Annotated in this window: 14 protein-coding genes; 7 read left to right on the top strand and 7 right to left on the bottom strand. The window is 38.3% G+C overall.

Annotated elements, in window-relative coordinates; all coding sequences use genetic code 11:
• The first annotated feature begins 14 nt into the window (after positions 1-14).
• The 3 genes from FJR09_RS16970 (at position 15) to FJR09_RS16960 (ending at position 5,668) form a co-directional block, all read left to right on the top strand.
• Positions 15-746 (top strand): peptidylprolyl isomerase, encoded by a 732-nt coding sequence (locus FJR09_RS16970; RefSeq protein ID WP_168652727.1) that lies wholly within the window; start codon positions 15-17, stop codon positions 744-746.
• A gap of 56 nt (positions 747-802) precedes the next feature.
• Positions 803-3,796, top strand: coding sequence for a peptidase domain-containing ABC transporter (locus FJR09_RS16965; RefSeq protein ID WP_168652726.1), 2,994 nt, complete (start codon positions 803-805; stop codon positions 3,794-3,796).
• 264 nt (positions 3,797-4,060) lie between these two features.
• Entirely contained in the window at positions 4,061-5,668 is a 1,608-nt protein-coding gene (locus tag FJR09_RS16960; RefSeq protein ID WP_168652725.1) for an HlyD family efflux transporter periplasmic adaptor subunit, read from the top strand.
• A 449-nt stretch (positions 5,669-6,117) separates the two neighbouring features.
• Here the strand turns inward: FJR09_RS16960 and FJR09_RS16955 are convergent, their stop codons facing one another.
• Positions 6,118-7,479, bottom strand: coding sequence for an OB-fold nucleic acid binding domain-containing protein (locus tag FJR09_RS16955; RefSeq protein ID WP_168652724.1), 1,362 nt, complete (start codon positions 7,477-7,479; stop codon positions 6,118-6,120).
• Between the two features lie 12 nt (positions 7,480-7,491).
• Here FJR09_RS16955 and FJR09_RS16950 point away from each other — a divergent pair, with 12 nt between their 5' ends.
• Positions 7,492-7,653, top strand: coding sequence for a hypothetical protein (locus tag FJR09_RS16950; RefSeq protein WP_217361130.1), 162 nt, complete (start codon positions 7,492-7,494; stop codon positions 7,651-7,653).
• 315 nt (positions 7,654-7,968) lie between these two features.
• Here FJR09_RS16950 and FJR09_RS16945 read toward each other — a convergent pair whose 3' ends face one another.
• The 5 genes from FJR09_RS16945 to FJR09_RS16925 all read right to left on the bottom strand — a co-directional run bounded on the left by FJR09_RS16945 (position 7,969) and on the right by FJR09_RS16925 (position 9,542).
• Entirely contained in the window at positions 7,969-8,181 is a 213-nt protein-coding gene (locus tag FJR09_RS16945) for a type II toxin-antitoxin system HicA family toxin (protein WP_015078470.1), read from the bottom strand.
• The gene (locus FJR09_RS16940; protein ID WP_015078469.1) at positions 8,178-8,423 is read right to left on the bottom strand and encodes a type II toxin-antitoxin system HicB family antitoxin; all 246 of its coding nucleotides are present in this window, start codon (positions 8,421-8,423) and stop codon (positions 8,178-8,180) included. Before FJR09_RS16940 ends, FJR09_RS16945 begins: the two co-directional genes overlap by 4 nt.
• A 121-nt stretch (positions 8,424-8,544) precedes the next feature.
• Complete coding sequence (locus FJR09_RS16935) at positions 8,545-8,730, bottom strand: hypothetical protein (protein WP_041457583.1); 186 nt, start codon at positions 8,728-8,730, stop codon at positions 8,545-8,547.
• 72 nt (positions 8,731-8,802) lie between these two features.
• The gene (locus tag FJR09_RS16930) at positions 8,803-9,138 is read right to left on the bottom strand and encodes a XisI protein (RefSeq protein ID WP_015078467.1); all 336 of its coding nucleotides are present in this window, start codon (positions 9,136-9,138) and stop codon (positions 8,803-8,805) included.
• Positions 9,126-9,542, bottom strand: coding sequence for a XisH family protein (locus FJR09_RS16925; RefSeq protein ID WP_041457582.1), 417 nt, complete (start codon positions 9,540-9,542; stop codon positions 9,126-9,128). Before FJR09_RS16925 ends, FJR09_RS16930 begins: the two co-directional genes overlap by 13 nt.
• A gap of 208 nt (positions 9,543-9,750) precedes the next feature.
• Between FJR09_RS16925 and gatA the strand changes: the two genes are divergently transcribed.
• The 3 genes from gatA to FJR09_RS16910 all read left to right on the top strand — a co-directional run bounded on the left by gatA (position 9,751) and on the right by FJR09_RS16910 (position 13,536).
• Positions 9,751-11,211, top strand: coding sequence for an Asp-tRNA(Asn)/Glu-tRNA(Gln) amidotransferase subunit GatA (gene gatA, locus FJR09_RS16920; RefSeq protein WP_168651652.1), 1,461 nt, complete (start codon positions 9,751-9,753; stop codon positions 11,209-11,211).
• A gap of 109 nt (positions 11,212-11,320) precedes the next feature.
• On the top strand, positions 11,321-12,325 hold the full coding sequence (locus FJR09_RS16915; RefSeq protein ID WP_015078464.1) for a hypothetical protein: 1,005 nt from the start codon (positions 11,321-11,323) through the stop codon (positions 12,323-12,325).
• 215 nt (positions 12,326-12,540) lie between these two features.
• Positions 12,541-13,536, top strand: a complete 996-nt coding sequence (locus FJR09_RS16910) for a protochlorophyllide reductase (protein ID WP_148763948.1) — start codon at positions 12,541-12,543, stop codon at positions 13,534-13,536.
• 85 nt (positions 13,537-13,621) lie between these two features.
• Here FJR09_RS16910 and FJR09_RS16905 read toward each other — a convergent pair whose 3' ends face one another.
• The gene (locus tag FJR09_RS16905; RefSeq protein ID WP_015078462.1) at positions 13,622-14,638 is read right to left on the bottom strand and encodes a sulfate/molybdate ABC transporter ATP-binding protein; all 1,017 of its coding nucleotides are present in this window, start codon (positions 14,636-14,638) and stop codon (positions 13,622-13,624) included.
• Positions 14,639-14,877: the final 239 nt, after the last annotated feature.

The following is a 14,877-nucleotide window of genomic DNA, read 5'->3' as shown; positions in this document are numbered from 1 at the left end:
AAAAGAAATTAACAATGACAACAAACCTGATCACAAGCAATATGAATCAAGTTCTACAATTAGGCGATCGCATCTTCCAGCCCACAGAGGTTTTATCATTATTATCGGAATATCAGCTATTACCGCTATTAATGAAAGAAATATTCATTGATCAAGCGATCGCAGAAATTGTCTGTACTCCAGAAGAAGAACAACTAGCCTGCGAACAATTAGCCCAACAATATCAGGGACTAGAACCACAGAGCGAAAGTTTCCAAAAGTTGAAAATTATGGCGGTACGACAATTAAAACTAGAAAAGTTTAAAGAGGAAACTTGGGGAGGGGATTTAAACTCCTACTTTTTCCAACGTAAAAGCCAGTTAGATAGGGTGATTTATTCCCTAATTACCACCTCAGAAATTGGGATCGCTCAGGAAATTTACTTTCGTATTCAAGAGGGTGAACAATCCTTTGCCCAATTAGCGCGGGAATATGCTCAAGGTCCCGAATCGCAAACAGATGGCTTAGTCGGACCAATAGATTTACAATCTCTCCATCCTACATTGGTAAATATCCTTGCCAAAAGTCAACCACAACAACTATCACCACCAACTCAAATTAATAATGTGATAGTAATTGTCCGATTAGAAAAAATACTCCCAGCCCAATTAGATCGTTCCACAAGACAACGGTTACTAAATGAACGATTTAATCAGTGGTTACAAACACAAATGACAGAACAAAAATTTCAAATTCAGACCGTATAAATCGCCAAATATCAACCTTTTAGCCAATACAAAGCGAAATAACTAACTCAATCAATATGACTTATATTCAGAGTAACTTTGAAGAATTCATTGCTAGTATTGAAGGATTTGATCAATTATCAAAAGAGGAAATTAACAACCTCTTATCATCACAAATTCTCCAGCCTTTACGTTATCGTGTAGGACAAAAAATTATTGGTAAAGAACAACTACCAGAAAGGATCGCCATTCTTCATCAGGGTAACGTCAGACTATTGGGATATAATCCCCAAAACCAATTACCAATTACATTAAAATTACTCCAACCAGGGGCAACAATTGGCGAAATTTCTTGGTTACGTGAGCTTCCTTGTGAAACTGCCATAGCTTCCACAGAAGTAATCTGTTTAACCTGGAAAGCCGCAGATTATTTGCAATTTATCAACCGCAATCCAGCCTTCGCTAAAGCTCGTCAAAATCAAAGTCACCTAATTGAGATCTTTGATATTTTGAGTTCCCAGGTAGCACAAAAAGCTTTAGTAAATCACAACCTCAAAAACATTACCCAACAGGCTCAGTTAGAAGCAAAAATTCATTATTTATCACCAGGAAAAACCGCCTTAAGAGAATTAGACAGCGATCGCATTTGGTTTGTGAGTGGTCGTAGTTCCCTGCCCAATTTCCCACCTGGTTCTCGTCTAGAAACCGACGTAATTGAAGTTAAAGGCAACATTCTTGTTCGTTTATTGGGCATTAATCCTCAAGATCTATCACTACTTGATGGTATTTCCATCGAATCAGAAACATTAGAAACTATATCAGATAGCAGAGTAGATTCGGAAATTCCCTACGCCCAAGAACCAGAATTTGTTCCCCCCACCACATCAAACCAGCCGTTAAAAAATCAAAACTATCCATTTTTCCGGGGACAAGGAGAATTAGATTCTAGTCTGGCTTGTTTTCAAATGCTATCCAAGCATTTAGAAATGCCCTTTCGGAAAGAAGTAGTACGGCGGATTTTAACCGACCAAATTAAGCGTCAAGGGAGTATATCTTTTCAAGTTTGCGCTTATTTATCGGAACTAATTGGACTTAAATCCCAGCTAGTTGATGTTCCTGCTGTTTCCATTAATCGGATTCCTACCCCAGCATTAATTCGCTATCGTGACAGTTTTGCTGTTCTCTATGCAGTAGATGGAAAAACAGTAGTTTTGGGTTTGCCATCTCAAGGTATTATCAACTGCCAAATTAGTCAATTGGTAGAAGAATTAGAAACTGATGACGCTAATCTTCAACCACAAGTTAGAGTTTTATTACTGAGTGCAACCAAAGAAACACCGAAAGAACGCTTTGGTTTATCTTGGTTTGTTCCCTATTTATCGCGTTACCGTCGGGTGCTGATAGAAGTATTTATTGCTTCCTTCTTCGTCCAACTGGCAGCCCTCGCTAATCCTCTAGTTATTCAGCTAATTATTGATAAAGTCATTGTGCAAAATAGTATTAGTACCCTGAATATTTTAGGAGTATTACTATTAGCAGTGGGTGTTTTTGAAGCAGTATTAACCACCTTGCGGACTTACTTATTTGTAGATACCACCAACCGCATTGATATGAGTTTGGGGTCACAAATTATTGACCACTTGCTGCGCTTACCACTGCGCTATTTTGATAAAAGACCAGTTGGTGAACTATCCACCAGAATTAATGAATTAGAAAATATCCGTCAGTTTCTCACCGGTACGGCTTTAACAGTAGTATTAGATGCCCTGTTTTCCGTTGTTTATATAGTTGTCATGCTGTTCTACAGTTGGCAACTAACTCTCGTAGGTTTAGGAACAATTCCTCTATTTGTGGTAGTGACATTAATCGCTGCTCCCACAGTGAGTAGACAATTAAGAACCAAAGCTGAACGTAATGCCGAAACTCAATCTTATTTGGTTGAGGTTATGTCAGGTATTCAAACAGTTAAAGCCCAAAATATTGAATTACGCTCCCGGTTTTCTTGGCAAAAGAAATATGCCAAGTTTGTCGCTGCCGGTTTTAAAACTGTGATCACTTCCACATTAGCGAATTCAACCAGTCAGTTTCTGAGTAAACTTAGTAGCTTATTAGTTTTATGGGTGGGAGCTTATTTAGTTTTGAAAGGAGAATTAACATTAGGAGAATTAATTGCCTTTCGGATTATTTCTAGTTACGTTACTACCCCGATTTTACGCTTGGCACAAATCTGGCAAAACTTCCAAGAAACTGGTTTATCTTTAGAACGATTAAGTGATATTGTGGATACACCACAAGAAGCAGAAATAGATCGGAATAATATTCCCCTTCCTGCTGTTAGCGGTGCTGTTAAATATGAAAACGTTTCCTTCCGATTTGCTGCCAGCGGACCACTACAACTCAGCAATGTCAGCGTCGAATTTGCCGCAGGTGAATTTGTGGGTATTGTCGGGCAAAGTGGTTCAGGAAAAAGTACAATGATGAAATTACTGCTCAGACTTTATGATGCAGAATCTGGGAGAATTTTAGTTGATGGTTACGACATTTCCAAAGTAGAACTTTATTCGCTGCGGCGGCAAATTGGCGTAGTTCCCCAAGATACGCTCTTATTTGATGGCACAGTTCAAGAAAATATTGCTTTAACTAATCCTGATGCCACAACTGAGGAAATTATTGAAGCGGCTCAAATTGCTGTTGCTCATGAATTTATTATGACCTTGCCCAATGGTTATAATACACGAGTTGGGGAACGAGGATCAGCCCTTTCTGGTGGACAAAGACAGAGAATTGCGATCGCTCGTTCTGTCCTGCAAAGACCTAAAATATTAGTTTTAGATGAAGCCACCAGCGCCCTAGATTATCCGACAGAAAAGCAAATTGGTCTGAACTTAGCTCGCGCTTTTAAAGGTAATACAGTCTTCTTCATTACCCACCGTTTGAATACTGTTAGTAATGCCGATACTATCGTCGTCATGGATAATAGTAGAATGATAGAACAAGGTAGTCATCAAGAACTTATGGCAGCTAAAGGTCATTATTTCTATCTTTATCAACAACAGGAAGTAAACTTGTAACTTGTCAGTTGTCAGTTGTCAGTTGTTTCTATACAGCAGATTTCGCTCTAATGAGATACAAACTTGAATTATAAAACTCTTGATAGTGCGGGCATACTATGGCTAACGCCACGCTGCGCTATCGACAAGCTCAGTACAAGTCTTGCCCGCTGGATATGTACCTCATAACACCGGAAAGTGCTATAAGATTCAACTGATAACTGATTAAAGATAAAATTACGCACCACTAAATATTCAATCTAAAATCCAAAATCTAAACTTATTATGACTCAAATTAATGGTAATTACACCAACGGAAATGGCAATGGAAAGGGTAACGGAAAGGGTAACGGAAATGGGAGAGCATCCCATAGAGATGCACAAGTATTAACATCGCCCAAACCCACTCCCAAACAGCCAAAACCCGACTTCAATTTTGATAACTTCGAGCAATCTGTAGTTCTCCGTCAATCCCCAATTTGGTCACGAACCATCATGATTACTCTCATGGGGTTAGCGTGTTTTGGAATTATTTGGGCTTGTTTAGCAAAAATTGAACAAGTAGTTCCCGCTACAGGACAATTAAAACCAGAAGGAACAGTTAAAGATGTGCAAGCTCCTATTAATGGAGTTGTGAAGTCACTGTATGTAAAAGATGGACAACAGGTAAAAACAGGAGATTTATTATTAACCTTTGATTCTATTGCTACCCTAGCCGAATTAAATTCATTGAATAAAATTCGTGTGGCTTTAATTCAGGAAAACAATATCTATCGGCGCTTAATGGGAGCAAGTACCGGAATAGATGCTGAAATAGCATTTTTACGCAGTAAACTACCGGGAGAATCAGCTTTTCTGCTCAAAAGTCGCGCTTCCTTAGTAGCAGAAAATGAATTATTACGTTCTCAATTAAGAAACTTACCAGGAGCAGCAGGGACAGGAATTGATGAACAACAACTATTAACAGTTGCTAAAACAGAATTAGCATCTCGTTCCAAAGCCGCAGAGTTGGAAGTTGAAAAAACCAGAAAGCAACTTTCTCAAACAGAATTTAAACTCCAAGATACTAAAAATGGTTTAGCAATTCAAAGTCAGATTTTAGTTAGTCTTAAAACCTTAGCTGAAGAAGGTGGTATTTCTAAACTTCAATATCTTAACCAACAACAACAGGTACAAACTCTCAAAGCTGAAATATCACAATTACAAGAAGAAGAAAAACGTCTAAAATTCGATATTGATAAAGGAAAACAGCAATCAACCAATACAGTTGCTAGTTCTGATAAGACTATTTTGGAGAAAATAGGTAGTAACAAACAACGGATTGCGGAAATTGATAGTCAATTCATGAAGATTATTTTAGACAATGAACAGCGTTTAGCAGATGTCAATAGCAAAATATCGCAAACACAATTAAATGTTAAATATCAAGAACTTCGCGCTCCAGTGGGAGGTGTAGTTTTTGATTTACAAGCTAAAAATCCCGGTTTTGTTGCTAATTCTACCCAAAAATTACTGCAAATTGTCCCTAAAGATAGTCTAATAGCGGAAGTTTTCATCACCAATAAAGATATTGGTTTTGTGAGGAAAGGAATGAATGTAGATGTGAGAATTGACTCCTTTCCCTTTAGTGAATTTGGTGATATTAAGGGTAAAGTAATTGATATCGGTTCAGATGCTTTACCTCCAGATCAAAACCATCAATTTTATAGATTCCCAGCCAAAATCAAGTTAGATAAACAACAATTAAGTCTCACCAATCAAGAGAGAAAGATATCCTTACAGTCGGGGATGTCTATTACTGCTAATATTAAAGTCCGGGAAGAACGGACAGTGATGAGTTTGTTTACAGAGATGTTTACAAAGCAAATCGAGAGTTTGAATGAGGTTCGTTAGGGATTGTTGAAATTAATTATTCAGCAAGCCCTAATTAGATGTTAGTTTTTTAGGAATTAAACAAAATAGAACACAAGTAGCGGTAATTCATAAATTATCGCTACGCAAGAAGAGAGTTTTCAGCCAAATTTTGCGTAATTCCTATTTTTCTAAGATTAAGCAGAGAAATAGATTAATTTAGGAAAGATTCTACAAAGCAGATTTTCAGGTGACGAAAAACTAACTGATATATTAGACATCTCCGAAAAAGATCGTAGAGACGTTCCATGGAAGGTCTCTACAAGGGTTTCAAGTCACGTACATTTAATTCTCACCAGATGTCTATTATGCTTTAACTTACCTTTGGGGGTTAAAGTCCCCTGCTTCTACAAGCAGCGGGTTTTGCGTCGGGGCAAAATCCCCGTTGCAAAACGTAATTCTAAATTCTAAATTCTAAATTCTGCATTCTTTTAACCGCTGGTTAGTTGTTTGATATCAGCGCGGAATTTACCGTTTTGTAATGCTTGCACTGCTGTTCCTGAATCTTGTACCCAAAACTGTCTCCCAAAGCGGACAATTTCCCGGTGATTTCCGGCTTGAACAATACCAATTACAGGTATTCTTGATTTATCCTTATCCCCAGCTTGTGATTTGAGAATTGTATTCAAACGATGTTGTTCTTCAATTGTCCCGGCTTGTTGTGGACTCAGTTCCACTAAAATCATTTTTACTGTTTCGACAGTTTCCGCGTCTTCTAGGATAAATTGAACTTGATCATCACGGCGATCTATTTTACCCCAAATAATTAATCTGGCATCAACTTCTAAAACGGAACTAATGCGCTCATAGGTTTTAGGAAAAACCACAGCTTCCGAAGATCCAGATAAATCTTCAACTTGCAAAATTGCCATAGAGTCACCTTTTTTGGTGACAACCTTTTTCACATTATTCAACATTACTACTGCACAAAGGATAGCATCATCTTTTTGTTCTCCCAATTGTGCCAGGTTAATAGGTGCAAGGACGGAGGATGATTGTCTGATGGATTTAAGAGGATGATCTGAGAGATAAAATCCTAATAATTCTTTTTCCATTCTCAATTTTTCTTGAGGTGGTAAATCATTGACAGGAGGAGCTTTAGGTGCAGATTCATAAGCATTCTTTTGGGGTTGATTATTATTACCTGCAAATCCACCTCCTAATAAATCAAATATATTTCCCTGTCCACTAGCTTTGTCTCTAGCACGGGATTGCGCCCACTCATAAACTAATTCTAAATCATGAATTAATTGGTTGCGATTAGCTTGAATTTTGTCAAAAGCTCCGCAGTTAATTAATGATTCTAAAGTACGCCGATTCATGGCACGTAAATCAACGCGATCGCAAAAATCCGCCAAAGATTTAAAGGGGACTAATTCTCCTGATTCTTCCCTGGCTTCTAAAATTGAGGCGATCGCATTTTGTCCCACATTCCGCACTGCCGAAAATCCAAATAAAATCTTCTCACCTGCCGGGGTAAAATCTAAACCAGAGCGATTCACATCTGGGGCATCAATAACAATCCCCATATTAGAGCAATTATCAAGATACTTCCGCACTTTGTCTGTATCCCCACTGTTAGCGGTTAACAATGCCGCCATATATTCCAATGGATAATTTGCTTTTAAATATGATGTTTGATAAGTTACATAAGCGTAAGCCGTCGAGTGGGATTTATTAAAACAATTAGAAGCGATAAAACCATTTTTAATCACAAAATTATGGTCATTTTCCACACCAATATCATAAACATTGGCTTGACCGACATAAGTACGAGAAACTATTTTAACCATATTACTTAGGGGTTGCTGAAAAAGTTATCTGTGAGGGCTAGGAGTCAGGAGTCAGGAGTCAGGAGTCAGGAGTCAGGAGTCAGGAGTCAGGAGTCAGGAGTCAGGAGTCAGGAGGAAGAATTAGAAGAAGATCAGAATAGTCTTGAATTTGGTCAAGTGATAGGGTTTTGGTAGTTTCAATGCTTATTCCTTGCACTTGTTTCACCTTTTTTACCTTCCAACTCTTGATATATCTCAGTTATAGGTTTATTCCGCAGACCCTACTTAGCTTTGTAAAACTTGTTTATTTACACCTTAATAGTCATTATCGGCAACACAGATACCTTTACATTTAATACCATTTGTTGCAGTGCGTAGACAATGGGGACAGAGAACCTCTTCCTTCTCTGTTTCTTGATTTATCACTATATTAGTGCTTGTCTGGAGCTTATCTTTTTCGGTCTGGAGTTTGTCATTCATAAGTATGGAAGAATTTGTCGCTATAATTTGTTATACTTCTTCAAAGTCAGCCCACTCAATTCCTAGTTGTTTTATGGCTGCGCGTAACGTTCCTAATTTTAGATCGCGGCCACTCCAATCAGGAATTACAGTTGCTTTCTGAGTAATTGCATTAAACCACTTTCTATGTGAACCTCCACCACGTCTGGGGATTTCTTCACATCCAAGTTTAGATAATTTCTTCGCAACTTCTCTATAGTTCATCTGATGGAGATAATTGTTTCTATTAAAGCTGGTGAGTTTTGGTCTACAGATTGTAGGTTAAGCGGAAGCTCTTTACCTAAATCTTGATATGTTTCCAGAACTGCTTCAAAAGCATCTCTAACATTGGCTAAAACCTCATCCATAGAATCCCCCTCAGTTATCAATTCTGGTAATAGTGGAGAAGTTACAGTGAATCCTCCTTCTGGTTGAGGTGTAAGTAGTAGTGGAATTTTGTAGAACATATTGTGATGGTATAGTTGAGTTTATTCTATTTTATTTAAGGTTGGATTTAGCGATCGCTATTCCTCCACAGATTGCTTTCTTTAATTCAAGCTACAAGATAGGCAATCTCATTGTTGTTTATTAACCCTCGCCAGAGGTAGAAATACTCATACTCAGTGCGGAAGCAATTTGATTACCTAACTCAAAAGTTGTCTTAATTTTTTCTTTTAACTTTATAAACCGCATAGCAGTAACTTTTTTCCCATTAAGAAGAGAAATTGCATCTGCTTCTGTAAAGAGATTTTTAGTCCAAGGAGGTGGATTCATGTTATCATCAAAGCGAATTGTTCCAACGTATTTCTGTTTTTTTAATTCAAATTTCTTTTTTACTAAAGCACTTTATCTCACAGCATATCCCGTATGTTGCCTAACATTTTGCGGGTGAAAACCTAAAACAATTTTATCTTTAGGAATTCCGGCTGCTTCTAATTCATAGGTAACACCATCTTCTGTATCATCTCTTTGTACCCATATTTTACCATCAATAATATCAAGATGCACCAGACAACCATGAATTCTTTTATGATCATGCCAACCAAGAGTTATTAATAAATAGCTATCATTTTCATCATCAAAAACTGTTTTACATTCAATCACTCCATAGGAGTAAGGAATTTGTGTATAAGGTATTAACACTTCTTTAATAACCCGGCGATAATTATCTAAGGTATCCATTGGGTAATCCTCTCAGTATCAGAATTAAAAACAAGTAAATTTAGATTTTCGCTTTCTCTTAAAAGTTTACCAATTGGTTCTTCAAATAAATCTGTGAATACAGTATCACGCACTCCTAAATATAATATTCTATCAGGTTCTAGACGATTCATAACAGCACGATATAAAACAAATCCACCAATAGCATCTTTAAGATCAGCCATTTCCGAAGGACTGACAAAACTTTTAATTTCTACGGCAATTTTTCTAGTTCCTTGTTCTGCCGCTAAAAGTTGTTTTGCTCCTAAATATACATACATATCTTTTTGACCCCATTTTAAATGTAGAGGGTCATTTGTAATTATCCAACCTTCTTGAATTAAGGCATTTTTAACAGCATTGTGATAGATGTCCTTTGCCGGCATATTAAAATTGGCTTTTCCCAACCATCCGTATAAACTGATTATCCAACCATAACTAATATTTTTAGTATAACTAAATTCTCAAAACTCTCTTTGCGCCTCTGCGCCTCTGCGTGAGACAAAAAATATCCTGTAACTTCAGACGCAAATTCCCCAAACCCCAGCCCTGTAAATGCTAAAATCAATGACTTGAATCATAAAGAGAACAATTATGGCATCCATCCGCGAGTTGCACGAACAGATAATTAGTAAAGAACGTTCTGCCGTTGAAATTACCCAAGAAGCATTAAATCGGATTCAAGAGTTAGAACCCAAACTGCACAGTTTCCTCACAGTCACGACAGAACAAGCCTTAAAACAAGCTCAAGCTGTGGATGCAAAAGTCGCTGCGGGAGAAGAAATTGGACTGTTAGCGGGGATTCCCATCGGCATTAAAGACAATTTGTGTACCAAGGGGATTGTCACCACCTGTGCTTCCCGGATTTTGGAAAATTTTATCCCACCTTACGAATCCACCGTCACCCAAAAACTAGCTGACGCTGGGGGTGTCATGGTAGGTAAAACCAACTTAGATGAGTTTGCTATGGGGAGTTCTACTGAAAACTCCGCTTACCAAGTTACCGCTAATCCTTGGGATTTATCCCGTGTTCCTGGTGGTTCTTCCGGTGGTTCAGCAGCAGCCGTAGCAGCCGATGAATGTGTGGTTTCCCTGGGTTCGGATACAGGGGGTTCAATTCGGCAACCTGCGTCCTTCTGCGGTGTTGTGGGGATGAAACCGACTTATGGGTTAGTTTCCCGTTATGGTTTAGTGGCTTATGCTTCGTCTCTAGATCAAATTGGCCCCTTTGGACGGAGTGTAGAAGATGCGGCTATATTATTAAGTGCGATCGCCGGTTATGATCCGCAAGACTCTACCAGTCTCAAAGTTGCCATTCCTAACTATGCGGCTAGTTTAAAACCGGATCTCAAAGTTAGGAAGAAACTTAGAATTGGTGTCATTACAGAAACCTTTGGTGAAGGTTTAGATCCAGAAGTAGAAGCCGCTGTCACCAAAGCCATTGAACAACTGCAAGAATTAGGTGCAGAAATTCATCCGATTTCCTGTCCCAGTTTCCGCTATGGTTTACCAACTTACTACATTATCGCCCCCTCGGAAGCATCAGCTAACTTGGCGCGTTACGATGGCGTTAAATATGGGTTGCGTTCCCCTGATGCGGACAATCTTTTATCAATGTATACCAAAACTCGTTCTCAAGGTTTTGGGGCGGAAGTCAAACGCCGGATTATGATTGGTACTTATGCCCTTTCCGCTGGTTATTATGATGCCTATTATTTGAAAGCACAAAAAGTCCGCACTCTCATTAAACAAGACTTTGAAAAAGCTTTTAAAACAGTAGATGTTTTAATTTCTCCCACTGCACCTACCACCGCATTTCGAGCCGGAGAAAAAACTACTGATCCTTTGAGTATGTATTTAAATGATTTAATGACTATTCCTGCTAATTTAGCTGGTTTACCAGGAATCAGTTTACCTTGCGGTTTTGATAGTAAAGGTTTACCCATTGGACTGCAAATAGTTGGTAAAGTGCTAGGAGAAGAGCAACTTTTTCAAGTAGCTTATGCCTATGAACAATCAACTAATTGGCATTTACAAAAACCTAAAATGGCTTAGTTTTTCACTTGTAGGGGTTTACATCGTCAACCCCTATATTCTCAATAGGAATCATCATGATCCAAAGAATGTTAAATTAATATTTCTGTATTAGTCAAAATCAAATTAAATGACTCGCTTTATACATGACCAATTCGCCAAGCAATATCTCACGGAACTATTAACACCTTATGGACAAGTAGAAACCAGCAAAGATATCACCGCAGAAGTTAGACAAATTGACGTTTTATTTATCCCCTCACCTCAACCCACACAAAGCCTAGAAAGACTCGGATTACTAGGGCGAATGGCCACAAAATATGCTATATTTGAACCATTTCGCAATGCTGTCAGCAAAAGTGAAATTCGCAGTTGTATGGGTAAATTATTTGACATCCATGCTGACTTAGAACGGCAATCTAACCGCAATAATACGCGAATAAATGAAGCAGAATTACCTCGGCTGTGGATTTTTACTCCGACAGCATCAATAGAACTCCTAGCCAGTTTTAATGGGACTACGGATGAAGAAAACTGGGGAAAAGGGATTTATTTTTTTGGAGAAGGATTCAAAACCATCATTATTGCCATTCACCAACTCCCTATTACACCAGAAACACTGTTTTTGAGGGTTTTAGGAAAAGGAAAAGTGCAAAGACAAGCGGTGGAAGAATTAGAAACACTGGCTAATGATAGTCCTTTTCTCGCGGATATTATACAATTAGTACATAACCTAATTGCTGTGTTATCGGCTCGTCAGCGTCAAGAACAAGATATTGATAAAGATGATCAGGAGTTGATTATGAAATTATCGGAAATTTATCAGCAACAATTAGAAGAACTGAAAAAACAAGGACGACAAGAAGGACGACAAGAAGGACGACAAGAAGGACGACAAGAAGGACTTCAGGAAGGAATTCATGTAGGACTTCAGGAAGGACGACAAGAAGGACTCCAAGCAGGTGTAGAAAGAGAACGACGCGCTATGATTGAAAGTATCCTGCAAGTGCGTTTTGGTCAAATTGATTCTCAGCTACAAAGAATTATCAATCCTCTAATTGCCATGAGTAGAGAAGAATTTACTCCTTTACTTCTACAATTATCTCGTGAGGAGTTATTAGCTAAATTCGCATAACAATAGTACAGTCAGAGGAGAGGATTAGGGGTTTAGGAATGCTAAATCCCTGCATTTAGGTTTTGAAAATGTGTTTATTTATCGTTATTATCTATGATTGATTACATTCTGTTCACTACTCATTGAGCATTATTATATAAGTTTCAAAAGTATGAGATCATTAAAATCATATAAACTAATTTTGAATCAACGCATAGTTAAAGGAGTCCCAACAGATGGAACAAAATCGTAAGTCAACAGCAATCATCACAGGTGCTTCTTCTGGAGTCGGTTTGCAAGCAGCCAAGGCTCTCGTTGACAAAGGAAACTGGCACGTTATTATGGCTTGTCGTGATTTAATCAAAGCCGAAAAAGCTGCCCAGAGTGTCGGAATGCCTGCAAATAGCTATACACTCATGCAAATTGATTTAGGCTCTTTAGAAAGCGTTCGACAGTTTGTCAACAATTTCAGAGCAACTGGCAAAACCGTGGAAGCTTTGGTTTGCAACGCTGCCATTTATATGCCTTTAATCAAAGAACCGTTATTTTCTCCCGAAGGATTTGAATTAACCGTTACCACAAATCACCTCGGACATTTTCTGATGTGTAATTTGATGCTGGCAGATTTACAAAAATCACCTGCCGCTGATAAAAGATTGGTAATTTTGGGAACTGTTACCCACAACCCAGATGAATTGGGTGGTAAAATTCCTCCTCGTCCAGATTTAGGCAATTTTGAAGGTTTTGCAGCGGGTTTCCAAAATCCAATTACAATGATTGACGGTAAGCAATTTGAACCAGTCAAAGCCTACAAAGATAGTAAAGTATGTAACGTTCTCACCATGCGTGAACTACATAACCGTTTTCATGAGTCCACTGGGATTACTTTCAGTTCTCTCTATCCTGGTTGTGTAGCGACAACGGCTTTATTCCGCAATCACTATCCTCTCTTCCAGAAAATTTTCCCTCTTTTCCAAAGGTATATTACTGGAGGATTTGTCACCGAGGAATTATCAGGAGAGCGCGTTGCTATGGTAGTAGCTGATCCTGAATACAAACAATCTGGTATTTATTGGAGTTGGGGAAATCGTCAAAAGAAAGATCGGGCATCTTTTGGGCAAAAAGTCTCTCCCCAAGCACGAGACGAAGAAAAAGGTAAGCGGATGTGGGATCTTAGCTACCAGTTGGTAGGATTAGGAAAAGCATCTGAAAAATCAAGATCTCTGATTTAATTGGTCAGTGGTTAGTGGTTAGTGGTCAGTAGTAAGGGGAAAAAATTTCCCCCTGCTTCCTGCTCCCTGCTCTCTTCCCTGTTTCCTAAATTGAATAATAAAGTGGAAAAGATTTAGCATCTTTAGGTTTAACATAAACCTTTTCTTGGGGTTCTAATTTTAGTTCATCGAACCGTTCCCGTGTTAAATGGGCTGTCATTGCTTGTCCATCATCTAAGGTTAATTCAACTTGAATTTCCCAACCTAAATGAATGATTCTGCTGACTATAGCTGGTACTGTTGTTCCATTAGCAACGTTTTCAATGATGATATCTTGGGGACGCAAAAATGTTTCTGGATGTGCTGATTCAAAACCGCTACTTTGAAAGATTTTGGCAGAACTGGGTAATACATTCACCGGACCAATAAAACTCATCACAAATGCAGATGCGGGATGATCATAAATTTGTGCGGGTGTTCCTACTTGTTCCACTTTGCCTTTATTCATGACCACGATTTCATCAGAAACTTCCATTGCCTCTTCTTGATCATGGGTGACGAAAACTGTGGTAACATGAACCTCATCATGGAGACGACGTAACCAAGCTCGTAGGTCTTTGCGGACTTTGGCATCAAGAGCGCCAAAGGGTTCATCCAATAATAGTACATTGGGTTCTACGGCCAATGCTCTGGCTAAAGCTACCCGTTGTCTTTGTCCACCGGAAAGCTGTGAAGGATAGCGATCGCCTAATCCACTTAATTGCACTAATTCCAATAGCTGTTCTACTTTTCCCTGAATTTTCTTTTTGGGGGCTTTGCGAATTTCTAAGCCAAAGGCGATATTTTTGCGAACAGTTAAATGTTTAAATAGGGCATAGTGCTGAAAGACAAAGCCAATATTTCTTTCTTGTACACTTTGATCAGTAGCATCTTTACCTGTCAGAAATATTTTACCTGTATCTGGTGTTTCTAAACCAGAAATTAATCGCAATAGGGTAGATTTACCAGATCCAGATGGACCAAGTAAAGCCACCAGAGAACCACTCTGAATTTCCAGATTTACCTGTTCAACTGCTTGGAAACTACCAAATTGTTTAGAGACGTTTTCAACTACTATACCCACTGGTGCTACACCTCTGCAAATAATCTACGGTTTTTAAGTAGGAATACCGTATTTTATATTTATATCACAAATATTTGCAGTGTTATCATTAAAATTCATGAACTTAACAAATTTGAGATTTTTTTATTTGGAACTCTCTTACTAAATCTAAACTAGTACACAACGGCGTAAGTCAATCAACCATTAAAAATTTGACAAAAGCTTGTGTAATCTGCTTTTTTAATTTTTAATTTTTAATT

Origin of the sequence: Dolichospermum sp. UHCC 0406, assembly GCF_009712025.1 — a bacterium.
GTDB lineage: Bacteria > Cyanobacteriota > Cyanobacteriia > Cyanobacteriales > Nostocaceae > Dolichospermum > Dolichospermum lemmermannii.
Note: the sequence above shows the minus strand (reverse complement) of the source record. Positions and strands in the feature narration are given on the sequence as shown.

Excerpts from the sequence above, each read along its gene's own strand:
- FJR09_RS16945 (WP_015078470.1), bottom strand. The coding sequence starts at position 8,181 with ATGAACTATAGAGAAGTTGCGAAGAAATTATCTAAACTTGGATGTGAA.
- FJR09_RS16955 (WP_168652724.1), bottom strand. The coding sequence starts at position 7,479 with ATGGTTAAAATAGTTTCTCGTACTTATGTCGGTCAAGCCAATGTTTAT.
- FJR09_RS16925 (WP_041457582.1), bottom strand. The coding sequence starts at position 9,542 with ATGCCGGCAAAGGACATCTATCACAATGCTGTTAAAAATGCCTTAATT.
- FJR09_RS16930 (WP_015078467.1), bottom strand. The coding sequence starts at position 9,138 with ATGGATACCTTAGATAATTATCGCCGGGTTATTAAAGAAGTGTTAATA.
- FJR09_RS16915 (WP_015078464.1), top strand. The coding sequence starts at position 11,321 with ATGACTCGCTTTATACATGACCAATTCGCCAAGCAATATCTCACGGAA.
- gatA (WP_168651652.1), top strand. The coding sequence starts at position 9,751 with ATGGCATCCATCCGCGAGTTGCACGAACAGATAATTAGTAAAGAACGT.
- FJR09_RS16970 (WP_168652727.1), top strand. The coding sequence starts at position 15 with ATGACAACAAACCTGATCACAAGCAATATGAATCAAGTTCTACAATTA.
- FJR09_RS16960 (WP_168652725.1), top strand. The coding sequence starts at position 4,061 with ATGACTCAAATTAATGGTAATTACACCAACGGAAATGGCAATGGAAAG.
- FJR09_RS16965 (WP_168652726.1), top strand. The coding sequence starts at position 803 with ATGACTTATATTCAGAGTAACTTTGAAGAATTCATTGCTAGTATTGAA.
- FJR09_RS16940 (WP_015078469.1), bottom strand. The coding sequence starts at position 8,423 with ATGTTCTACAAAATTCCACTACTACTTACACCTCAACCAGAAGGAGGA.
- FJR09_RS16935 (WP_041457583.1), bottom strand. The coding sequence starts at position 8,730 with ATGAATCCACCTCCTTGGACTAAAAATCTCTTTACAGAAGCAGATGCA.
- FJR09_RS16910 (WP_148763948.1), top strand. The coding sequence starts at position 12,541 with ATGGAACAAAATCGTAAGTCAACAGCAATCATCACAGGTGCTTCTTCT.